This window comes from Paenibacillus sp. Paensp111, assembly GCF_059492195.1.
Map to the genome: position 1 here is coordinate 2780106 of NZ_CP168527.1, position 23699 is coordinate 2803804.

The following is a 23699-nucleotide window of genomic DNA, read 5'->3' on the forward strand; positions in this document are numbered from 1 at the left end:
TAGGGGGAATTTGGTGATCCAACAGAGTTATAAATCACCGGGCCCCGATTCGTTTCAGCCACCCACCTTTTATCGTCTCGCTGATAAAGATACACCCCGGGGTTTGCATCAGAATCCACTTGTCCTTCCCGTATCCAGGTTTGTTCAGTCTTCCCACCATCGGTAATGGTTTGAGTCATAGCTCCTATACCAGGAAGTGAAGCACTAATGCTGCCGCCAGCATTAACGATCAGAGAGCCTATCCACAAAAAATTTGAAATTATCAATGCACAACTCAAGCTAATCAAGAGTTTTCTTCTTAAGCGTTCCATCTCTTAGCTCCTTTGGCGAAATACTAATCAAGCTTATAAATATCAAACGATTTACCCTCGCTAACTTTTATGGATGCACCATTACGCGTATCCGCAATAGGTAGATTAGATAGGACAAACCCATTTCCCCAGAACTTAACTTCCATGCCTTTTTTGAAAAAATTCTCTTTGCCGACAAGATCCATTCGAGGCATGGTTCGAATTCCATACCTGTCGATAGTACCACTTTCGAAACCGACCAAATGCAAGAATGGGGAACTCGAAGAATTCAAATAAGTCATAACGTCCATATTGTCAATATTTGAAGTAAATGCATATTCAACAAATACCTCGTAACGGTCTTTTTTCATCTTAAAAGCTAAAACATAATCCTTATCGACAAACATCTTCCCGTAAAGGTTTTTGATATCTGTAGCTTTTGATCCATTTACCAAAATAAAACGATTCACCTTGATTTTCGCAATGTTATTTCTGAGAGTAACAGGAACGTTCCGAATGCTTGTAAAACTAGTTTCCCGTCCATCATCATATTTGCTGTACTTAAACCCCAAACTAATCGCATTCGTCCCCGTCAGCCCCACTTCCCGCATCTCCTTCAAATCCTGGAACGTATCAGCCTTCTTGTCCTGAATAGACTCGAAACGGTGCAGGATCACTGCAGCCTCCGCCCGCGTAGTCGTCTGGGCTGGGCCGAATCGGCCGTCCGGGTATCCACCCATAAGTCCGGTTCCTAGCGCAACCGACACATAAGGATAATCGGCCTTATTCAGACCGCCCTTATAGTACTCTGCGACTGGCACGAGTGTATCTGCCGTATCCGACAGTGCTTTCTTGAAGTCGGCATCCTTGGCCGCCAAGCCTGAAGCCACCCACTTGGCCAGTTCTCTGCGTGTCAGCGGTGTGTTTGGATTGAATCCATTTGGATAGTCGCCCGGCGAGATAAAGCCCTTGCTCACCGCCGCATTCACCTCGTCCTGGCTCCAGCCGGGAATGCTGCTAAACCCTGCCTTGCTTGAACCTGCTTCATTAGTGGATGCTCTCGCAAGGATCGCTGCGAACTCTGCGCGGCTTATCGTGGCATTCGGGTTGAACCTTCCACTTTCATCCCCCTTCATGTACCCTTTCGCTGCTGCATACTCAATATCCGACTTCGCCCAAGCAGGCAGCTTATCTTTGAAGTGAGCTGTTCCCTCTGCTGACACTGAAGACCCTGAAGCTCCGAACAAACAGCCTGCGGCGAGCACGCCTGCCACTCCTGCCATCATGGTGTTCATCATAAACTTACTTTTCATAAACCTTCACTCTCCCAATCTGAATGTATTGCTTTCTTCCCATAACTCGGATGGTAAAATTTAGAATATAGTCCTATATTAACTTCTATGGAATAGGATTACAGTCCTTCTTGCCTTTGTAAAAACACAAAAAAAGCCGCCACCTTATACCTAAGGCAACGACTTGATGCTTTCAAGTCTCTACTAAATTTACTTATCCATGATGAGGACGCTTGGTATCGATCCATCCCTGCTCTATCGCATATCTGGTGAGCTGCACCCGATTCTCCAATTGTAACTTATGTAAAATATTTTTCAAGTGATTTTTGACAGTCTGATCTGAAATCTGCAGTTCTCCTGCAATTTCCCTATTCGTCATTCCTTTAGCTACCCAATTCAGAATCTCCCTCTCACGGCCAGTGAGCGGATGATCTAGCGAGTCCTGTTTCGGGGCCGTAGGGAACTCTTTGAGAATCTCATGCGCGAGTTCACTGGAAAGCGGGGCCTCGTCATTCATGATGGATCTTAGATACTCCACCCAGGTTGAAGGTGACAGGTTCTTCAGCAGAAAACCCTGGGCTCCCTGCTTCAGGGCTTCAAATAAATGGGCAGCGTCGTCGGACACTGTAATCAGAACAATTTTGACATAGGGAAAACGCAGCTTGATTATACGGGTAGCTTCCAATCCATCCATCCCCGGCATATGAATATCCATCAGAATCAAATCCGGCATGAATTTCTCAGTCAAATCGATGGCTTCCGCCCCGCTTGAAGCAACTCCAATAATCTCAAATGACGAATCCTCCGCCAAAATATCACATATTCCCTCTCTTGCATAAGCATGATCGTCAACGACCAATACGCGGGCTTTCAATGCTGAGTCCCTCCTTACTCTCAATCATGACAGTCGTTATTCCGTCTTCAGAGCCGGCCGATAACGTCCAGCCCATCTCATTGGCACGTTCTCTCATAATCTTCAGCCCATATTTATCCCGGACTTCAGATTGCGGTGGTCCACCGAAGCCCGGTCCATTATCGGTAACACGAACCGTCCAACCTTGGCCATTTCCCTCGCCTCGTACAGTAATCTGACTGGCAGGTGCATGCTTCTTGGCATTAACCAAGGCTTCCCGGATACATGCAAGCAGTTCGATCTGCTCTTTCGGTGTAAATTCTACACCGTCTAGGTCCCAGTCCATATGCACGGGGAGCTGAAGCTCGTCCATCAAATGTGTAATCCGATGACGAAAGGCCATCTGCCCATCATGACTTGGCGCAGACTGGTATTTCAGATTGGAGATGGATTGCCTCACATACCGATTAACTTCGTGAACCGTCTTCCGCAGCTCATCCAAATTCAGATCAGCCCCTGACGTGCTCTGTCTGCGCTCGGCTTTATCGATTTTGACAGATAATAGAAATAAGGACTGGGCAATTCCATCATGCAGCTCTCTGGCCAGCTGCTCGCGGGCAACGAGTTCCGACTTCTGAGCCCGCTCCTCATTCAATTCATTCTGCACCCGTTCCAGCATGGCGAACAATCTATACAGCAGTGTAATGCTTACAACAAACAATATCACCGGAGTTATAAAATTCCCTAGCCCCATGGAGATGTAGGAGACGAGAAATTGATGCCTGACAAACTCCCACAGTCCCACTATGATTGAGGGCACGATTAGAATCATCCATTTGATCTGCCGATATGACACTTTATCCTCCGCCTCTTTCTTCCAAGAAGTATATCCTCGTCCGAATATACGCCAAGAGCTGGACCGAAGCAAGGTTTAATTAATGAAACTTGTTAGGCATAACCCTTTTTATAGGCAGGATAGAATTGCGGGCATAAATGCGAACAGGACGGATAAATATCCGCCCTGAGCTTGCAGCTTCAAACGTCTAATTCGATTTACATTAACTTCTTAATGTCATCTTTGATGGCTTCCGATTGAGGACCAAATACGATCTGAACAACCCCCTTACCCAGGCGTATAATTCCTGACGCTCCCAGGTTTTTGAGAGCAGGATCATTCACCGCCTTATCGTCCTTCACAACCAGGCGCAGACGTGTGATACACGCGTCAATGGACTGAACGTTATCCGAACCGCCGATGTTAGCCAGAATCTTGGCAGCCTTACTGTCACCTGTCACAACAGCACTGCTGCCGCTGCCGGCTGATGCATGATCTTCGGTGGACACATCATCTTCACGTCCCGGTGTCTTCAAATTCAGCTTCACAATCAGAATGCGGAAGAGCAGATAGTACACCAAGGCAAACACAAGACCAACAGGAATGAGCAGCAGCGGCTTGGTTGCCAGTTGGTAGTTGATGGCATAGTCGAGGAAACCGGCGGAGAAGCCGAATCCCAGCTTAATCCCTAGCGCATACATGACATAGCCTGCTACCCCTGACAATATGGCATGAATTCCATATAGAACCGGTGCTACGAACATGAACGCGAACTCAAGCGGTTCAGTAATCCCTGTCAGAAAAGAGGCAAGGGCTGCCCCAATGAAGATTGAAGCTACGGCCTTCTTACGCTCAGGCTTGGCGGTGTGAATAATCGCAAAGGCCGCTGCCGGAAGAGCGAACATCATGATCGGGAAGAATCCGGTCATGAACATGCCCGCTGTTTTATCACCGGCGAAGAAGCGGTGAAGGTCACCATGAATAACTTTGCCCGCCGCATCCGTGAAGTCGCCAATCTGAAACCATACAATCGAGTTGATGATGTGATGAAGCCCGAAAGGAACAAGCAGGCGGTTGGCTATCATGTAAATAGCACTGCCGATTCCTCCTAGGCTGACAATCCAGTTGCCGAAGGTATCCAGCGCAGTCTGCACAGGTCCCCAGATAAGACCAAAGACGAGACCTGCAATTACCATGGTGAAGGCAGTCACCATCGGCACGAACCGTTTGCCTCCAAAGAAACCAAGCCAATCCGGCAGTTTGATATTATGGTATTTCTTATAAAGGAAGGCCGCAATGCACCCCACTATAATACCGCCTAGTACCCCCATGTCCAGCTTGGCATCCTTACTCATCAACGTATCGAACACAAGAGGCACTTTCAGCAGCACACGCTGCAGAATCAGATACCCAATCGCGGCGGACAAGGCTGCAACCGCATCTCCTGCAAGACCAATAGCCACCCCTATGGCAAAGATCAGCGGCAGATTATCAAATATGGTCGTTCCCCCTGCATCCAGGAAGGGGGCAATATACTTGTTAATGAACTCACCTGCACTGCCCATGTGGAAATCCTTCACATAGTCAATGTTACCGAACCGCATCAGAATCGCGGCAGCAGGCAGAGTTGCGACAGGGAGCATTAGGGATTTCCCGATTTTTTGAAGAAAAGATAACATCACACTTCACCCTTTCTAATCTATTGGCCTATGCCTTGAATATCGCTTTAAGAATGACATCTCTGCCGGATTGGACCGGACCGAGGTACGTCTCGATGTCCTCTGTCAATTCATCAGCGTTTGTTGCTATCACGGAAGTAATCACCGGGTAACCCGCTCCCTTGATCTTATCGATGTCAAATTCAATCAGAGTCTGCCCTGCCTTCACAGTATCGCCTGTCTGTACGTGGGTTATAAAACCTTCGCCTTTTAGGGATACAGTGTTGATTCCTATATGAAAAAGCATCTGCAATCCGGATGGATGCTCCAGGATAACGGCATGCTTGGATTTAATCACATGTACCGCCGTACCCCCGAACGGAGCTATAAGCTTTCCCTCGCTAGGCTCAATCGCCATTCCCTTGCCCATATATCCACCTGCAAAAGCTTCATCCGGCACAGCCGCAAGGGCTACCGCTTCCCCAGTCACAGGGGCATAAAATTCAGCTTCCTTCAACCCCGTTGAATTCGTCTTCCATTTAGACAACATATTCAATCCCCGCCCTTCATTACTTTTCCCAATCACCCGGGTAATGAATACTAAATTCCAGTCCTCAATGAAAGCGGTTCCAAGTTTCTTGGAATTGATGCTCCGCCTCCCCCCAGAGAACTCCATATTACCCGAAATCAAAAAGAGCCAAGGAAAAGAAAACTTATACAATAAGTTCAACTTTCCTTGGCTCATGCACGTTACAATAACACGCCTACCCTGTTTTTCATTTATGAGCTAATCATAAAACAATCAATTCTCGCCGTCAACGGAAATTCCAGGAATTTCTGTTGCTCTTGTATTACTTCAGAGTGTCCGGTATAGGTACCACTATTAATGTATGATCCGCCTGAATGATTGCCATTCCCTCCTCGAACTCGGTCGGCCCGTAGCTGCGTGCTCCTGTCTTAACGGCCACCACTTCCTTGCCTGAAGCGAGGTCAAAGACACGGAATATCCCATCCGTCTGGCCGATATACACTCCATTGCCATAGACATCAACCTGGGCAGCCGAATTATCATTTCCGTATTCTACCGTGAGCCCATCGGATAAGCGGATAGATTTCAGGGTAGAGTAGGGCCGCTCGGAATGCCCTTCATAGAAAATCCGGTCTTTATAAATTTTCATCAGGGGATTGTCCATCTCTTCTTTCGTATCCTTAATCTCCTGTACAGGCTGATCGGAATTACCCGTATAATGGGTCAAATCAAATTTCACCAATGTATGATTGCTGAATGCATACAGATCGTTCCCTTCGATCAGGGCATTGTTCGTATAACTGTATATAGAACGAGTTGGATTGTCAGGCCATGTGTAGAGATAGTTCACTTGCTCTCTTCCGGTCTTCAGGTCAAGCATCCTAACTGACAATTCAGCCTGCGGCTTTTCAAAAAGGTTCGGTTCATAGACAGAATACACCGTTCCATTCCTGACCTGAATAGGCATGTGCTGTTGATTTTTCTCCCATAGCTTCGTCCCTGTCTTTGCATCGAAGGCCTTGAGGGTCACCATGAAATTAGCGATTCCGGTATAAGTCCGGAATACAACGCCATCCTGTTCAGCAAGCTCTGGAGATCCGGATAACGCAAAAGTATCATGATTCTCCCACTTTAAGGCTCCGCTGCCGGCATCAAATGCAAAAATATCTATCCCTCTCAGGATGTAAAGCGTATTCCCCAGGAGAACCAGCTTCTCTGCCTTAGCAACAGTGCGGATGGAGACCCATTTGAGCTTACCGCTGGAACTTACTGCAAAGATTCTTCCATCTTCATAAGTCCCATACAGTGTGCCTTTATCATATTCAATATTCGGGCTGAGCTTATCCCCAAAATGCCAGGTCTGTCGGCCGTTAGTGACGTCCCATGCAGTCAATTCTCCTTTATTCACCGCAAAGACTTGCCCATCTCCTGAGGCAACAGCAGACTCGGATGGACGGCCCTCATCCGGAGCTGAGGCTGTCAGATCAACCTTCCAAGCTGGACGACTGAACTCGGTGGTAGAAGGTTTTGTCCAATGGGACGATGATAAGAGTGCTTTCTCTGCTGACACGGATGCAGGTGTTATTCCTGCAGTTAAAGTTCCCGCGGCGAGCAAGATTAAGGCGGCTGAGCTTATAAAGCGGGCATATTTGTTCATCAGTTAATCTCCTTTATTCGTGGAATGAGCTGTCCATGGGCCGGCCCCGAATGATCTGCTGCCAAACCTGTCATACTAAGTCAAAATCGGTTAGGCGGTAATTAACCATGAGGAAGCTGGGTTCCATTTATATTCAAGATATTCGAAATATTGCAGCCAACTGGGCGGCAGCCGTGGTAATCCTCGGTCTTATCCTGCTGCCCTCTCTTTATGCCTGGTTCAATATTGAGGCATCGTGGGATCCTTATTCTTCGACCCAGGGCATCCAGATTGCAGTAACGAACCTGGACAAAGGGGCCTTAATCCAACGGAAGCCCATAAATCTCGGTCAGGAAATCAAAAAGACTTTGGAGACAAACTCTAAAATGGGCTGGGTCTTCGTCCCCCATGAAGCCGCTCAAAGCGGACTTAAGCACGGTAAATACTACGCGGCAGTTGAAATCCCGCCCGACTTCTCACAGCATATTGCCAGCGTACTCACCCCGAATCCGGTACAAGCCCAAATTCGCTATACAGTGAACGAGAAGATCAATGCGGTTGCCCCGAAGATCACATCCAAAGGGGCAAGCTCAATTACCCAGGAGGTCAATCGTAATTTTGTCAAAACGGCAAACGGCGCTATTTTCAAAATATTTAATGAAATCGGGGTTGAACTTCAGCAGCAGCTTCCCTTAATCAGCAAATTGAAAGGCCAGCTCTACAAGCTTGAGACGCTCTTCCCGGAGATCAATAAAGCCGCGGATATTGCAGTACAAGACCTCAAGATGAGTCAATCCCTTGTCGGGGAGGTGCAGTCCCGGGTACCTGCAGCTGTGGAGCTTGCCCGCAAAGGTACTCAGTTCAGTACCGATCTGATTCAATTCCTGGATCAAAGCACCTTGGCGATGAACAGTGCAGCTCCACACATCAAACAGACTTTGACTCAGATAAGGGAGTCTCTCGAGACTGCTGAACTTGGTATAGCCGCCGCGGAGCACTTGGATGACCCCATGGCCCCAGGCGCCATGCAGCGACCAGGTATAGACCAGGCCCAGCAGGGTATGGCTCAAGCCTTGGCCGCAGCCCGCTCCTTGGACTCTCTGCTTGAACGAGTTAATGCGGCAGCTCCGTCCAGTTCACTTACCGGGATATCCCATCATATAAAGGAAATTACAGCAAGCATGGAATCTATTCAGGACACGCTGGGGCTGGCATCCAAGCAAGGTAACGAGCCGAATAATGAACTGCTGGACAACTCTAGAAAAATGGTCAGCGCCCTTCATGCCGAACTTGATCGGATGATTGAAAGCTATGATCATGAAATTCTCCCGAGCCTGCAAGGTGCTGTAGCTCAAGCCCGGAATGCTGCCGTTCAGACTCGTAATGCCCTGACTGAGGCCCAGCAAGCACTTCCTAAAGTGCAGCAGATCCTATTGGATGCTTCCAAGGGACTGACCATAGGCTTGGAAGAAGCCGTGAATGTAAGAGATCAGCTGCCTGCTGCAGAAGCCAAAGTTAAGTCCATCGGTGACCGTCTGCGCGCTTTTGAGAAGGAAGGCCGCCTTGAAGATCTGATTAAGCTGCTTCAGCTGAACTATGAGAAGGAGAGTGAGTTCTTCGCCGAGCCCGTTATTCTGGTAGAAAACAAGCTGTTTCCGATTCCTAACTACGGATCCGCGATGTCTCCCTTCTTCACCACTCTATCCCTGTGGGTAGGAGGCCTGCTGCTCGTATCCATGCTGACAATTGAGGTTCACTCCCAAGTTGAATATTCAAGCTTCCAGGTGTATTTGGGAAGATTTCTTACATTTGGCACACTGGCTTTGCTCCAAGCGCTCTTAGTATCCGCAGGGGACCTCTACATCCTTGGAACTTATGCCAAGGAAAAGCTGCTGTTCATCCTGTTCAGCTTGCTGATCAGCCTGATATTTATGCTCATGATCTACACGCTGGTCTCCGTATTCGGCAACGTGGGAAAAGCCATGGCCATCGTGCTGCTGGTGCTGCAATTGGCCGGCTCCGGAGGAACCTTTCCCATCCAGGTCACGCCGCCCTTCTTCCAGATGATCTATCCTTTCCTGCCTTTCACGTATGGAATCGGCCTGCTGCGGGAAGCGGTGGGCGGAGTGGTTCCTGAGCTCGCATTCCGGGATATTCTCGTGCTTATCGGTTATGGAATTCTCGCCCTAATGCTCGGCCTTGCCCTCAAGCCCGGCATCAATCGCCTTGCTGCTCCCTTGGTTCAGAAAGCTCGCAAGAGTGGTCTTATTCATTAACAAGCAAAAAAGAGCCCGCCGAAACTCAGCTGGACTCTTTTTTGCTTGTTATGAGTACCGGTTATTCAACCGGATTATTCGTGTAGTCAGATTAGAGTCGTGGATTCGTATCTGAATAACGGGATGCATTCAAAGAGCGGTTAGTCCGGAAAGTATCGTACACTGTAGAAGTACGGTCATCTTCATCTACCAGGACTAGAATCTTACCCTTATCCACATAATCTCCATATTCATGTGCCTCGTCCTCAGGAATTCCAAGGCCGATCAATCCGCCAACCAGACCGCCTGCGCCAGCGCCTACAGCGGCTCCTGTTAGAGTGGCTGCAATTGGACCTGCTGCCAGAATCGGGCCAACCCCTGGAATGGCAAGCAGTCCTAGTCCTGCAAGCAATCCAGTTACACCACCGACAACACCGCCCGTTGCGGCGCCTGTAGCCACACCCTCCGGTGCTTTGGAACCCGTCTCATCCGAGATAGCAGCCTGATCATCGCGATTCTTGGTAATGACTGAAATTTCATCAGCCCGGAATCCTTGGTTCTGAAGAGACTCAATTGCTGCGGTTGCTTCCCGGTCTGTATCAAATACACCCACTATTTTTTTAGCCATGATAATTGCCTCCTTTGATTTAACTGTTCCCTCCATCATTACCCCGATCAGGAAGCAATTAACCATAGGACCTATTCTTATTTGCGATCTGCGCTAGGACGAACCCTTTTCGTTGCCGTGGCTTCAAGCGGATGATCAGGCCAGTAGTGCTTCGGATAACGGCCTTTCAGATCTTTTTTTACCTCAAAATAAGTAGTCTCCCAAAAGCTCCGCAAATCCGAAGTAACCTGAACCGGACGGGAAGCCGGGGATAAGATGTGCATCGTAACCGCAGCGCGGCCATAGGCTAGACGCGGAGTATCCAGGAGACCGAATAGCTCCTGAAGCCGGACAGAGACATAGGGTGCCCCGGGACCCTCATAGTTCACTGCAATCCTTGAGCCGCTCGGAACGATGATATGCGTCGGCGCCTGCTGCTCCAGCTCCTGCTTCTGACTCCAATTCAGGAGATTCCCCAGGATTTGATTCAGCTGTAGGGATCTGAAGTCGGACTTTCTCTTAAATCCTCCAAGATAAGGGGGCAGCCACTGACCTGCACTCTGCATCAGGGCATCATCCGATACATCTGGCCATTCCTCGCCGCAGTGCTGCCGCATGAACAGGATTCTCGCCTGCAGCTGCCTTGATTTCGTATCCCAGGGAAGCAGGTGAATTCCACCGTCCTGAATGGTCTTCAAGAGAGCCGCTTGGATTTGTTCTGCCGTGGGCTTGATATTGGCAGTCTCTTTTATCACCATGGCTCCCAGCTTGAGCATGCTCCTAACCCGGACCGTGCCTGTACTCTCATCCCATTTAATCTCGGTCTCTTCATTCATTTCGTTCCTGAAATAACGCTCAAGCTGACTCTCCATGAGCGGGGCAGTAAGTATAATTCGTGCCTCTGTCCCTTCATCATCTACTTCCGCGGCGACAATATATTTCTCCTGAGACAGAAGTTCTCCATGGATCATCTCTGCTCCGCGTCCACTGCGAAGCAGGTAACGCCCATCCGGTCTGCGCTGGCCAATCCGGTCTGGAAAAGCGAAGGAGAGCAGTAAGCCGCACAGTTGGCCTGCTGCTTCGAGGGTAGGCTCCTTCTGTTCACATCCGGCATCAGGAAGTCTTGAGATCCACTGTCTGCTCTGTACCAAAAGACGTTCTACATCAGATTCAAGCGCTCCGCGCAGGTCTGTCCGTCCAGTCCCTGCCAAGCAGGCTCGGGTCAAGACCTCCAGCCTTGCCCGCAGGTCATGACTCATGCTGCCCGGGGACCTTCTTGGGAAGATGTCTCTTTCTTCGAGAAGTGCGGCCAGTAAGCAGGCAAGCTTCCCCTGTCCGGTTCTCGAAGCCTCGAGTATCATATGAGAGAGTCTCGGGTGCAGACCCAGTCCAGCCATCTGCTGTCCATGCGGGGTAATACCTCCACTTGGATCTAAGGCATGCAGCTGGATAAGGAGCCGCTGTGCCTGAAGGAAAGAAGATTCCCGCGGCAGATCGAGCCACTGCAGATCAGCAGGGTCCTTCACTCCCCATACAGCCAGCTCCAAGGCAAGCCCCGAGAGATCTGCCTCCAGGATCTCCGGAGCGGTCCTTTCAGACAGCTGGCGATCCTCTTGTTCAGTCCACAGACGGTAACATAGACCCGGAGCGGTTCGTCCTGCCCGGCCTCTACGCTGGTCAGCCGAGTCCCTTGCTGCCCGCAGAGTAACCAGCCTGCCCATACCCGTTCGGGATGAGAACTGCTGCGTGCGTCTAAGTCCACCATCAATAACAACCCGAATTCCCTCAACAGTCAAGCTGGATTCAGCTATTGAGGTAGCCAGCACGACCTTGCGATGCCCCGGTCTCGGCATCCGGATGGCGTTAAGCTGTTCCTGCTGCGGCATACTGCCGTAGAGGGGAACCAATTCGACATTCGGCGGTAGCTCCTTCAACAGGCTCATTTGAACCCGGCGAATCTCCCGGATCCCCGGAAGGAATGCCAATATTCCCCCTTCATGTCTCGACAAGGCTGTACGTATGGCTCCAGCCATAAGCGGCTCAAGCGGCTGACGGCTCGGTTCCGGCAAATAGATCGTCTCCACCGGATACGTCCTTCCCTGGCTTTGCAACACCGGGGCATGATTCATCATGCGGGAGACCGGTTCTGCCGCCAGTGTGGCCGACATGACCAATATACGCAGGTCCTCTCTCAGAACAGCCTGACTTTGCAGAGAGAGGGCCAGCCCCAGATCCGCCTGCAGGCTTCGTTCGTGGTACTCATCGAATATGACCAGACCGGTTCCCTCAAGTGCAGGGTCTGTCTGCAGCATACGTGTAAGGATACCTTCGGTAACCACCGTTATTCGCGTTCGCGGGCTTGTTCTGCTGTCCATCCGAATGACATACCCGACGGTAGCCCCTACCTCTTCACCAAGCTGGGCGGCCATGAAGGCCGCTGCAGATCTGGCTGCCAAGCGGCGGGGTTCCAGCATGATAATACCCTGACCTTTCAGCCAGGGCTCCTCCAATAAGGCCAGAGGCGTGCGGGTGGTCTTCCCCGCTCCAGGCTCAGCCAGCAGTACTGCATTCTGGTTCATCTTCAGTGTTTCTTTTAAATCTGGAATAATCTCATCTATGGGCAAATTCATGCATTACACTTCTCCTTGCGATTGTACTGTTCCAATGTCTTCTACCTGCGACTAATCATAAATGGAGGCCGTTTCCCTGTCAAAAATGGAACAGCAAAGAGGCCGCTAATCGTGCCTAAGCAAGGCATGACTAGTGACCTCTTCGGGTAAGTAACAGGTATTATTTGAACCTGCCGCTTATAGCCGGTTCATATTGTTGAAAAGCTTTATTCTCAGCCATACCCCGCTGAGCAATCATCAGCCGAAGCCGAACGGTCTTCTCATTTAACTGCTTGTACAGGCGCTGCTTCTCGCTTGGATCGTTGCAGGCTTGCAGCAGATCCTCCAGCTGCAGACACTCACCTCTCAGGGTTAACTCTTCAGGGACATAACCTGCATTTTTCATAACTTTATACGCAATACGAAGATCTTCAGGGATGTGGGAGAGGTCCTCCATTTGCAAAGGCTCTCCCTTGCCTGGAAGATCCTCCAGCTCCCCCCTGTCAACTGCTTCTGTTATTCTCTGTTCAGCCAGCCAGGTGAACATGCAGCTCCACAGCTCCTCTCCAAATTTAAGCTACAGTAATGATTCTGCTCCATCAATAACGATTCTTGCTCCTGTGATATGCTTTGATTCCGATGATGCTAGGAATGCAACGAGGTCAGCAACATCCTCCGGTTGACCAGGTCCATCAGCCAGCGGCTGACTGCCTTCAGGATATTCGACAGGAATTACAATTTCCTTCAACTCATCGCTGGGTTCTGTGGTCTGGTCAATATTGGTGGCAATGGCGCCTGGGCAGATCACATTCACCCGGATCTTGAATTTCGCAAGTTCCAGGGCAGCCATCTTCGCAAAACCGACTTGTCCTGCCTTGGTTGTACTATATGCAGACATTCCGAAGCCTGCAAACCGGTCACTTCCGTTAATGGAACTTGTGATAATAATACTGCCTTCCCCTTTTTCTTTCAAATAAGGGAGCGTATACTTCACCGTCAAGAAGGTGCCATTCAGATTAATCCGCAGCGTTCTTTCCCAGTCATCAAAGCCCATCTCTTCAATAGGCGCCAGGACACCGTTAATGCCCGCATTGGCAAAAACAATATCGATCCCCCCAAAGTAGGAAGCTGCCTCCTGTACCGCCTTCTCCATGCGCTCCGGGTCTGAGACATCTACATCAAAAGAACGTGAGATCCCTCTGAATATATTGTTAATTTCATGCTCCGTTGATCTTGTACGGTCATTTTGCAGATCAAATAGAGCCACCTTTGCCCCTTCTTGAGCAAGCCGAATTGCTGCTGCTTTCCCAATTCCAGAACCCGCACCTGTTACTATAGCTGTTTTACCCTGAAAACGTTGTCGATTGGTCTGATTATTGGGCATGTTTTTTCACTCCTTATCTCTATTTATAGGATTAGACTTAGTCAGCAATTTGCTTCTGTCTCAAGATTACCCACAAAGTGATACTATTTAATCAAAAAGTCATTTATTTCTAAATAAAAAAACAACGCCAAGGGATTTGGCGTTGTTCTCTCAGGTATTCCAGGTTAACTCAAGCCAAGACGCATCATCCTCCAGATGCGCTTCTTTGGCTTGATTGGTGAGCATTCGATTCAGTAAAGTAATAATTTCTGACGGCTCCCCGCAGCCGTCAAGCCGCTTGAATCCATCCGTATAGATCATTAAGCGGTGGTTCTCATTCGCCTTCATAAAGTCTTCCGCATATACATGGGGAGAGCCTCCAATAACTCCATGTCGGCCGGACCACCGCTCTCTGGTATCAAAGGAATCCGGCTTCGTGGCCACCTCGGCGTGATCTACCCATCTCCTAACCCGGCAGTCCCCCTGCCAAGCCAGCCAAATGCTGCCCTGTCGTCCACCATCCGGAAGCTCGATTCTCCCGCATAAATACATGCTCTCAGCTCCGCGGGAGCGCTTATCCTTCAGAACCTCTCTTAAGAGATATGGCATACCCGAAGGTAATTCCAGGCTGTCGGCTGCCTCTGAAGCTTCGGGAACCAGGTCTTGAAGGAACTGCTCGAAGCCCTCTTTGGACAAGTCCATGGACTGACCCAGCCAGTTGAATATACGACTGCCAAGGAACCTGGCCGCGAAATCTCCGCGATAGGATAAGGAGACGCCATCACAGATTACGAATCTGCAGGAATGGCCATCTATTCCTACGGCCAGATAATCCTGACTGGCCTCCCCGAGTTCCAGGGTTTCATCCGAAGGGCTGTATGTATATCGGCAGGTGAACCGGCGGGTAGACTTCTCGGCAAGGGGATGGACGTAATTCTGGTGACTGATCCACTCGAAGGAGGAGGGAACCAGGCGTGTAAATTTATTTCTCAACTCGTCTGCCTCATCTAACCGGTGTTGCAGCCGACATCTGGAATCCTATGGATACCAGCTCCATACAGTTCCCTGGCAGCAGCATAAGGGCACCCGGAGCCAGCTGGTAATCCGCTTCAGCCAGCATCTCTCTGTAGCTCTCTGGAAGCACAGAGGACATTTCACGCAGCTTCAGTCCGGCGCCTTCCTTCAGAATGGTTGCCTGGTCAATGCCCTTCCATCTACGCGGCTCATGAATTGGATCGTCAAGCACGTGGTCCGAAATGAAAATATTCTCCACCAGAACGTTCCCATCCTCAACTCCCATGGCCATGATTCGCTTCACGATCGGCTCCGGGTCTTCCCCGGTAGTAACCCCATCTGTCATATGGCAGATCAAGGGAGCCGGGCATCCCTGCATATCCGGCAGCTCGGCCTGTAGAATTCTCTCTGCCTGGGCAAAAGCTTTCGCAGAGTCCGAGAACCTCTTGGGTGTCAGGTCAGGAAGCTTCCCAAGCAGGGCAACCTCATCAATTCCTTTGACGCCGCCAAGCAGGTCATACACCTCATCACTGTAGGCCAGCAGGGCAATCCGGTAGCGGGGGGTCAGCCGGTTTCCTTTAGTCGATCTGAACACCATCTGTCTAACTGCAAGGGATAGGGCATCGTATACAATATCAATCCGTCTTCGCCCTTCCATCAGCAAGTTCATGGAAGCACTAATATCAATTAAATATATAATCAGGGCCGGCGTCCGTTGCGAGGCCTGAACGGTGTACTTCATGCAGCTTTTGTCTCCTTTAATTACGCTAAATCATTCCTGGTCTAAATATCGGGCAGTCCTGCAGAGGGTTTGGCCAAAAACTTTTTGAGACCTGCAGCCCGTTTAGCCAACTTGGCATTTTTGCTGAAATAACCGGAGTCCTGGGTATACGTGTCCAGGAACTGCCAAGCGTAGGATTTGGCAGAGTCGGTGCCGCCAGTTTTGAGCGCATTATATGCCTGGTTATAAGAAGCATTGAGTTTGATCACCTGCTGCTCACGCTTGGCTGCCAGTATTCGCGCTTTTTGCTCACTCTCGCGCTTCTGCTCTTCAAGCTTTGCTTTGCGGGCGGCTTCAGCCTTTTGCTTCTCGGCTGCTTCCTTAGCCAGCCGTTCGTCCCGGTCTTGCTTCCATACCAAATACTTCTCGTACTGCAGCTGCCGGTCATACTTGAGCTGAGCTTCCCTCTGCTTGTCAAGTTCGGCTTGCTTCTTGGCCTCTTCCTGCTTCTTGGCCTCTTCTTCCTGCCGCTTAATCTCTGCCTGCTTTTTACGCTCCTCTTCAAGCTTAGCGGCTTTGGCAGCCGCCTCCGCCTTGGCTTGTTCGGCCAGCTTATCCTGGTTAGCTGCAGGGGCTTTTACCGGACTTTGAACCGGTGCCTTATTCGGCGGAACCGCAGTCGCAGGCTGCTTGATCTGCTCGCCACTATGAACGATGCTGGTATCGCCGGGTTTTGAACTTCCTGGCAGAGCATAGACTAGAAGTACTCCGATGAGCAGGACAAGCAGTGCTGCTCCGGCATACCATACTTTCCGCTGTGGCTCTTTACTCCGGGGTAAGCCCTTAACCACAGGCTCCTCTGGCAGCGGAGCTTGAACGGTTATCAAGCCCTGTACAGCTGCCGAGAGCTCCGTATATAAGTCCCCTCCGGCAGGTGAGTCCGCAAGCGCTCTACGGTATCCTTCCAGTGCGAATTCCTTATTTCCTTCCTCCTCCTGTCTTCTTGACCATTCTACCAACTCATTGACAGTCAGGAATGAAGGAATTTCCAGTGTCTGATGATCACCCTCTGAAGCAGATGGGATGACCGGTGATGACGGCTCAAGGGCTGATCTTGATTCTTCCGCAGGAGTTTGAGGAGCCAGCATCGATATAACGACCAGCCATTCTCCAAAGGTTGGACAGTTCCTTACATCATCACTCTGCCACGCCCGGACAAATAGCTCAGCCGCAGCTTTTCCCCAGTTCTCTTCCAGACTTTGAACCATCAGCTCATATCTGGCGCTCCGGGTCTGCATCTCTTCCGGATCGAAGTAGCTCTCTCCCCAAGCTTCTGCAATAATACGAGGATCAGACCAGCTCAGCATCTCGGACAGAATGACGGCTCCGGCGAATCGATCTGCATAGGCGTGCCATGGCCCGCCTGTACTGCGATGCACGGGCTGACCAGAAGCATACCCCGGAGACCCGGTAAAGTTCACATCCGGTGGATCTAATCGTGGACTATACAGCTGCTCCACATCCACCAGCTCAATCGATGAGCTGTCATCCAGCTTAGAATTCGAGCTGCGCCAAGTGGGCAGCAGAACATTTGGAGAGGATAAGTCGCAGTGGGCCAGTCCCTTTTGCTCCATCGCCGATCCGACAGCTGCAAGCCCTTTGGCCAGTTCCCAGCTCTCGCTTTGGGTCAACTGATCCTGGTGAGCTAGAACATCCATCCAGGTTGAACCATTTACCCATGGCATAAGCACCGCATACAGCATGTCCGGATACCGGGCGATAAGTGCCCCATTCGTCTCCGGTGTGACTACAAGACGCGAGCATACTTTAAGGCCGGGCAGCGAACTGAAGATCTCCATATTCTCAGACTGATACACCAGCGCAGGATTCCGGTATTTGGGGTAAAAGATCTTCAGTGCCTTAGCCCCGTCCTCATCTCCGTGCTCGGGAATCAGCTTATAGACGGTGCCCTGCCTTCCGGCCTGGGCATAAGCCATACCCGGTGCTGCTGGATGCTGTCCGACCAGATATTTCGTTTGGCTAATATAGACCTCATCCCCCGGGTTAGGCTGAAATGACATTAATACTCCCTCTTTCTTCCGCAAGAATGAATAACTTTGAATTAATTATGGCTTTGGTCAATGGACCGAAATTTCTGTGAGAGCGACAATAATTCTTCGCTGATGGAATCCAGAATCTGTACAAAAGAATGCATTTGCTTGTCAGCTTCCTGGAACTCTTTGATGAAACGCTGTTTAGTAACACCTTCCCATTCATTCTCCATTCCTTGGACTGCATTCGTTAAGTTAGACACAATTTGCCTGCTTTCCTCACTGCTTTGCTTAAATTGCTTGGCGATTTGCTCCACATGTTCCGGGCTGATTGTTATACGTCCTGCCATTTGTGTCTTCCTCCCTGCCTATAATGTAGAATCTTCTTAATCTTGGGTAATGTTCCTCTCAGGCGGCTTCTGCTTGTTTAACAGCTTATCTAATGGCCGCACTCCCGATGGTTTCTTGCCTCCTGGAATAACTCTGATCCTGCGCAGCTTAAGCGGACGCTGCACGGCCGCAGAAGGATTGGTGAACTTCCATGCGGGCGGGTTGTTCACAGCTACCTGCAGAAGCTCGCGCTCATCTGCTTCAATACGTCCAGCATCTGTCTGCTGAATTCCGCTTGATCGCAGCCGGTTCGAAGTTTTGAAGCCAAGTACGTTGGATTGAGAGGTATGCACTTCCCACTTCTGCCCAGATCCCTGGTTCTTCTCATTCCTCACAGCCTGAACTGCCGATTCCGGGTTCGAGATCACGCCATGCATTTTATAGCTCCCTGGAAGGATTACTGGATTACGTACAGCCAGCAGGCCAGCGTATAGGGCAGCCGCGGTGCCCACTGCGGCAATCGGTGTTCCTTTCTGGTAGGCTGCCGGTTCATGCTCAAGACCTTGAAATGCATCTGCCTTGTTCTCTACAAATCTGCCAATCCGGTGAAGCTCAGTATGAAGCTGCTCAGACAAACGATGGGCTTGCTGCCACTGTTCGGTAACAGATCCGAGAGGACCGCTCTCCTGAATAAGGGAATGCAGCAGCTGATTAAGGCCTGCCGCCATTTGGCGCAGCTGTTCCGCAGATTGCTGCAAATTTTTGCTCAGTGTCCGCATTTGCTCGGGTTCCATTTTTATACGCATCATTATCACCTTTCCTCTGCTTCCGAAGGTCTTTCCAACCACAGCAGCAGCATTGTGTGAAATTGCTCTCTTGTCGTCGGGGTAGCAATCAACCAGTCTTCATCATCTTTGGTGCTCATACGAATTAACCAATTCATAGATTCATTTACGATAAAAGCCGCACCCTGGGTCTCCCAATCCGATCCACTCCATACAGATAACTGAAGCTCTCCATCGGATATCCTTGTTTTGATGCTTTTGGCCAAGGCCAAAGCGCCTTCGTGATCATCAGTAGATTCAGCGAGCTCCGTACTGATCTCATCCATACTCAGATGCTCGCTGTTCTCATACAGCTCATTAAATTGTTTTCGGGATAAGAGAAGAGCAGGCATATTCTCCGGAGATTTGGGATTCCATTTCATCCGGTTCACCAGAACCTCGCTAGCCTGTCTCACATTGCCGATCTCCAGCAGTTGATACTCTCGTGAAGATTCAGATATCTTTCTTACCTCAACGACCTTCTCATCCGTTACATGAAGATAACCCTCAAATTTCTCTTCCTCATTCGAGTATCTTACCCAGCATGCACGTTCGGCCAGACCAGCTATAGCCACCTGTGAGAATACCTGGGGTGACATTTCAAGCTCCACCCCATTGCTCACTTGGGTCAAATAACCCTTACTAAGCAAAGAATTCTTCGCACTTTCCCATTCCTCGGCGATTTCTTCTGACAAATATCCGCGGAACGGGTCATCAATTCCCAGCAGACGGTCTGAACCGAGAATGCCGGCAAGAAAGAACAGTTCCTTCGTCTCCAGGGTGATTCCCGCTGATTGATGTGAGGCATTTGCCGTCACCATTTATCCCACCTCCTCTCCGACTAACACCTTCCACTTATCGCTAATTCTTCTGATCCATTCTGCTTTTGCTTCCATAGTTGTAAAGGGTAGAGCTGCTTTAATCTTATCGTATTTGCGTCTTATATAATAACCCTGTCCTGGCGGCAGGACGGGCAGCTCTCCATTCCCCGTCTGGGTCTCTGACATAGGAATCCGGAAGAAGCTAAGATCATTCGCATCCCGGCTTCCCAGCAGAAATCCGCTTTGACAGTTGCGAATCTCGCTGAACCAGTCAACTCCAAAGGTTGGAAAGTCTGAAGGTACCCCGGAGATAATTACATGTACACCCAATTCTCTAGATTTTCTGATCAGACTCGTGAGCTTGTCCTTTAGAGTGAAGTCCTGCATTTGACGGGCAAGCAGATCCGCATCGTCAATCATCAGCAGCTTCGCCGGTCTTGGTCGATAGACCATTCCGGCAGACTCGGAAGAATTCGCCTGGGTGTCAAGGAGTTTGTCAACAATTCCGGCAAGCCCGTTGTCACCGAAGCAGCTGCCTTGGATATGCGGGATTCCTTGGAGTAGTGCCAGCTCATTCGCGGAGTGGCGATTATCGACGGTATAGATCTCTAGCTGCTCAGGCCCACAATTCCAGGCAAGTGACAACAGCCAGCTTGTCAGGAACATGGTCTTTCCCGCCTCCATTGGTGCGCCTACCAGAAAGTGAGGTCCTAACTCCAGATCCGCTCCAAAAGACTTAAGATCCTCTACTCTGATTCCAAGCGGAGCCCGAACACCGCTTCGGTCACATTCCTGAATCACTTCGTCCAGGGTCAAGGCGACCGGCAGTTCGCGAATCGGTTCGGGCCGTGGGCCTTTCCAGCCTCGGTCTAATTCAAATATCTGGTACCGAAGCAGCTCTGCTCTCTCAACCTCATTCTCACCCGGCGAAGGAAGCGAGCTTTGGAATTCCAATACACGGGACTCCCATTTGATATACCCGCGCCCAGGCGGCTGATGTATATCTGCTCCGCCGGCAGCACGAAGGCCCATATAATAGTAATCGCCAGGATCGGCAATCTGAAAGGCTATCGATCTTGGAACACTGCTGCGAAGCTTCTCGCTGATATCTCCAACGCGATTGGCACTAATAATTATTCGTATTCCAGCAGCTGCACCCTCTCGCAGGATGAAATCCAGCTTGTCATTTTCCGAAGGGAAGGAGCCTTTGAACAGATAATAATCGTCAAGTACGACCACAATCTCCGGAAGCTGCGGATCTACAGACCTGCGGTATTCGGCCGCAGTCTTCACGCCTGCTTGCACAAATTGTTGTCTTCGTTCATTCGAAGTGAGCAACAGGTAACGGAACAGCCGGGATACCCGGTCATGATCCTCAGGCATAAGGACATTCCCGATATGAGGAAGGCTGGCGAATTCCTTCATTGTTCTCCCCATATCGACCACGTACCCATTCCAGGTCTCTGGCGAATATCTTTTGGCTAATGACATAAGTAAGGATTGAATGAATGTGGTCTTGCCTGAACCAGGCATACCATAGATCAGCAAATGCCCATCGTCCAAGGCAATTTGAAGCGGAAGCTGCTGCTGCTCAGTGATATCATCTGCCAGTCCAGCCACGGCCACCAGGCCTTCACCTTGCTCAATCTCATCAGAAATTTCCAATGGCCCGATCAGCTCAGGCAGCGGAGGAAGCCATGGACCTTTTAGCGGAGTAACCCCCAAATGATCTGCCGTCTTCTGAACTGCATGAATTACAGCTTGCAGCTGCTTACTGGGCGGCTGGGCTGAAGTGATATCCATTGGTTCATTCACATTCAAGGCCATAGGCATTCGCTCTCCGCTTAATCCAAGCTTGTATATGGATGCCGGGGACTTCCCGTCAGCCGTATACGGAGCACTGCTCCAGGCAAATTGCAGCTGCTCGAATATTTCGCCGCTGCCTACCTGGAAATAACCGCGCCCGGATTTGGTAATCCATGCTGCATCCGGCACTTTAAGCATGTCCCTGCTGTCGCTCTCCTCCTGAACCCGCAGACAAATCCTGAATCTCGCGTTACTCCAGATCTTGTCATCGACTACACCCGAAGGCTTCTGGGTCGCCAGAATTAAATGTAACCCCAGCGTTCGGCCAATAGAAGCAATACTAATTAACTCATCCATGAAATCCGGGTGATCCCGTTTGAGCTCCGCGAATTCATCAATCATAACAATTAGATGCGGCAGGGGTTCCTTGGACTGAAGCAGATAATATTCATCAATATGCTGCAGATTTCCAGCCTCCTTGAGAATCTGCTGCCGGCGGACCAGCTCGGCCCGAAGTGACACTTTAGCGCGATGAATCATCCTTTTATCCAAATTGGTCAAGGAACCTACGACATGTGGGAAAGCCTCCAGCACATTCGACATGCCTCCACCTTTGTAGTCGATTAGCAGGAAATTGACGTCATGCGGATGATATTCCGCCGCCATACCTGCAACCAGGGATTGAAGCAGTTCACTTTTACCCGACCCGGTTGTTCCTGCTATAAGGCCATGTGGCCCGTGTCCCTGACGTTCAATCTTGTCATGAAGCTGCAACTGTACGGTTTTCCCGCCTGATTTCACTCCAATAGGTACTGGAAGCAGCTGGGGAAAGCGATTCCGTTCCCAGGATGCGGCCATGTCATGCTCACCCAGCTGCTTAATTCCCAGCAGTTCAAGAAGCGTTAATGCTGAAGGAATTTCTCCAGCTGTAGACTTCTTGAGTTCGATGGCCGCCATGGTCCGGGCTAATGAATCCATCTGCTGAAGAGAGATGCGGTCCACCGTCATCTGCTGAGTAATGGACACTCCGCTTTCTTGTCTTAAGGTATAAGACGCCTTCGTTCCATCACACTCCACGATAAGCCGACAGGGTCTCGGCAGATTCTCTGTGGAGTCAGCCAGGACCAGGACACAGGCATTCAGACCTTCCTCCTGTTCCATCAGCAGCGTATACAGCGCTTCATCTTCGATCAGCCGGTTGTCAGTCAAGATCGTCACATAATAGGGGTGATCCACTTGTCTGTACGGGCTATAAGCTCTCTCCGGTCTCGTAATTCGCGGAATAAGCTGCTGATAAAGCGATTCAGCAAGCTCACGAATTTGAACGGGATTTCCGGCAATGAATCTGCGATCCTTCCCTTCATCCCATATGTGGGGAAAGTATTGCATCCAGTCCCAATGCTCGCGCCCCGACTCCCCAAAAATCGCGGCAAGTTTCACTTCATCCGGTGAATGGTTAAGAGTAACTTGGGCAATTAAAGCGCGGACCAGGCTGCGAACCTCCTCCCCGCTGCCGACAATGCCAATCACTCCGCCTTCGGTAAGCGGAAGGGTTACAGGACAATCTGGCACATATTGATAACTTTCCTGTATCCGGATGGCCTGATCCACAAGCGGATCGTCTATGAATTCATTCTTCTTCGGCGCCTTGATGTCTACATGAAAAGGAACACTTCCTGTACCTGCTCTGACATCCAAAAAGTCCGCGTCGCCTGAGGATCTTTCCCACAGGACTGCCGCTCGCTCTGCAGCAATGTGTACCGCCGTGTCCGGGTGCCGGTGCACAGAGAGAAGCAGTTCTCTTTGCAGTGAACTTTTCGCCTCGAATTCTTCCTTATATTTATCAAGAAGCGTATTATATTTGAGTTCCCTTTCATTCTGCTTCTGTTCATAATCTCTGTTCCTTGCCCAATATACTGCGAAAGGCAGTGTATATGTCATGAGCACTACGATTAGGGCAATTCCTTCGTACAGCGTAAAGTGCGAGCCTGCCTTATCCGTAACAAAGTTCAAATAGATGATCACGCCCGCTGTAACCAATGTCAGCAGGGAAGGCCATACAAACAGCAGAGGCGAGAATACAGGTCTAGAGGGCGCATCTGGCGGCTTCAAAATTTCTGTCTGAGCAGACTCAACTGACTTTGTCATTCTAGGTGATCTTTGATAGAGAATACTCACCCTACTCCTCCTAGCTCCAAATTACTA

Annotated in this window: 18 protein-coding genes; 1 reads left to right on the forward strand and 17 read right to left on the reverse strand. The window is 50.1% G+C overall.

Going from position 1 to position 23699, the window contains the following annotated elements:
- Window positions 1-334: 334 nt before the first annotated feature.
- From ACEN86_RS12910 to ACEN86_RS12935, 6 genes are all read right to left on the reverse strand, one after another.
- Window positions 335-1603 carry an S-layer homology domain-containing protein gene (locus ACEN86_RS12910; protein WP_495631034.1) on the reverse strand — a complete coding sequence of 423 codons (1269 nt, stop codon included), beginning with the start codon at window positions 1601-1603 and terminating at the stop codon, window positions 335-337.
- A 193-nt stretch (window positions 1604-1796) separates the two neighbouring features.
- Window positions 1797-2456: a response regulator gene (locus ACEN86_RS12915; protein ID WP_495631035.1), complete on the reverse strand. Its 660-nt coding sequence runs from the start codon at window positions 2454-2456 to the stop codon at window positions 1797-1799.
- Window positions 2431-3291: a sensor histidine kinase gene (locus tag ACEN86_RS12920; protein WP_495631036.1), complete on the reverse strand. Its 861-nt coding sequence runs from the start codon at window positions 3289-3291 to the stop codon at window positions 2431-2433. Before ACEN86_RS12920 ends, ACEN86_RS12915 begins: the two co-directional genes overlap by 26 nt.
- A 197-nt stretch (window positions 3292-3488) precedes the next feature.
- Complete coding sequence (gene nagE, locus ACEN86_RS12925; RefSeq protein WP_495631037.1) at window positions 3489-4949, reverse strand: N-acetylglucosamine-specific PTS transporter subunit IIBC; 1461 nt, start codon at window positions 4947-4949, stop codon at window positions 3489-3491.
- Between the two features lie 28 nt (window positions 4950-4977).
- Window positions 4978-5478 (reverse strand): PTS sugar transporter subunit IIA, encoded by a 501-nt coding sequence (locus ACEN86_RS12930; RefSeq protein WP_495631038.1) that lies wholly within the window; start codon window positions 5476-5478, stop codon window positions 4978-4980.
- 301 nt (window positions 5479-5779) lie between these two features.
- Window positions 5780-7114 carry an outer membrane protein assembly factor BamB family protein gene (locus ACEN86_RS12935; RefSeq protein ID WP_495631039.1) on the reverse strand — a complete coding sequence of 445 codons (1335 nt, stop codon included), beginning with the start codon at window positions 7112-7114 and terminating at the stop codon, window positions 5780-5782.
- Between the two features lie 107 nt (window positions 7115-7221).
- On the opposite strand from ACEN86_RS12935, the gene ACEN86_RS12940 reads away from it, so the two are divergent.
- Complete coding sequence (locus ACEN86_RS12940) at window positions 7222-9369, forward strand: YhgE/Pip domain-containing protein (protein WP_495631040.1); 2148 nt, start codon at window positions 7222-7224, stop codon at window positions 9367-9369.
- Between the two features lie 91 nt (window positions 9370-9460).
- Here the strand turns inward: ACEN86_RS12940 and ACEN86_RS12945 are convergent, their stop codons facing one another.
- The 11 genes from ACEN86_RS12945 to essC form a co-directional block, all read right to left on the reverse strand.
- Entirely contained in the window at window positions 9461-9976 is a 516-nt protein-coding gene (locus ACEN86_RS12945; protein ID WP_495631041.1) for a general stress protein, read from the reverse strand.
- A gap of 77 nt (window positions 9977-10053) precedes the next feature.
- On the reverse strand, window positions 10054-12585 hold the full coding sequence (hrpB, locus tag ACEN86_RS12950; RefSeq protein WP_495631042.1) for an ATP-dependent helicase HrpB: 2532 nt from the start codon (window positions 12583-12585) through the stop codon (window positions 10054-10056).
- Window positions 12586-12745: 160 nt separating this feature from the next.
- Window positions 12746-13111, reverse strand: coding sequence for a DnaJ family domain-containing protein (locus ACEN86_RS12955; protein ID WP_495631043.1), 366 nt, complete (start codon window positions 13109-13111; stop codon window positions 12746-12748).
- Between the two features lie 30 nt (window positions 13112-13141).
- On the reverse strand, window positions 13142-13948 hold the full coding sequence (locus ACEN86_RS12960; protein WP_495631044.1) for an SDR family oxidoreductase: 807 nt from the start codon (window positions 13946-13948) through the stop codon (window positions 13142-13144).
- 150 nt (window positions 13949-14098) lie between these two features.
- Entirely contained in the window at window positions 14099-14920 is an 822-nt protein-coding gene (locus tag ACEN86_RS12965) for a hypothetical protein (protein ID WP_495631045.1), read from the reverse strand.
- A gap of 10 nt (window positions 14921-14930) precedes the next feature.
- Window positions 14931-15683 carry a vWA domain-containing protein gene (locus ACEN86_RS12970; protein WP_495631046.1) on the reverse strand — a complete coding sequence of 251 codons (753 nt, stop codon included), beginning with the start codon at window positions 15681-15683 and terminating at the stop codon, window positions 14931-14933.
- Window positions 15684-15724: 41 nt separating this feature from the next.
- On the reverse strand, window positions 15725-17743 hold the full coding sequence (locus ACEN86_RS12975) for a protein kinase family protein (RefSeq protein ID WP_495631047.1): 2019 nt from the start codon (window positions 17741-17743) through the stop codon (window positions 15725-15727).
- Window positions 17744-17784: 41 nt separating this feature from the next.
- Complete coding sequence (locus tag ACEN86_RS12980; protein ID WP_495631048.1) at window positions 17785-18063, reverse strand: WXG100 family type VII secretion target; 279 nt, start codon at window positions 18061-18063, stop codon at window positions 17785-17787.
- A gap of 36 nt (window positions 18064-18099) precedes the next feature.
- Window positions 18100-18852, reverse strand: a complete 753-nt coding sequence (locus ACEN86_RS12985) for a WXG100 family type VII secretion target (protein ID WP_495631049.1) — start codon at window positions 18850-18852, stop codon at window positions 18100-18102.
- Window positions 18853-18854: 2 nt separating this feature from the next.
- Window positions 18855-19688 (reverse strand): hypothetical protein, encoded by an 834-nt coding sequence (locus ACEN86_RS12990; RefSeq protein WP_495631050.1) that lies wholly within the window; start codon window positions 19686-19688, stop codon window positions 18855-18857.
- The gene (gene essC, locus ACEN86_RS12995; RefSeq protein WP_495631051.1) at window positions 19689-23672 is read right to left on the reverse strand and encodes a type VII secretion protein EssC; all 3984 of its coding nucleotides are present in this window, start codon (window positions 23670-23672) and stop codon (window positions 19689-19691) included. It lies immediately after the preceding gene.
- Between the last annotated feature and the right edge of the window lie 27 nt (window positions 23673-23699).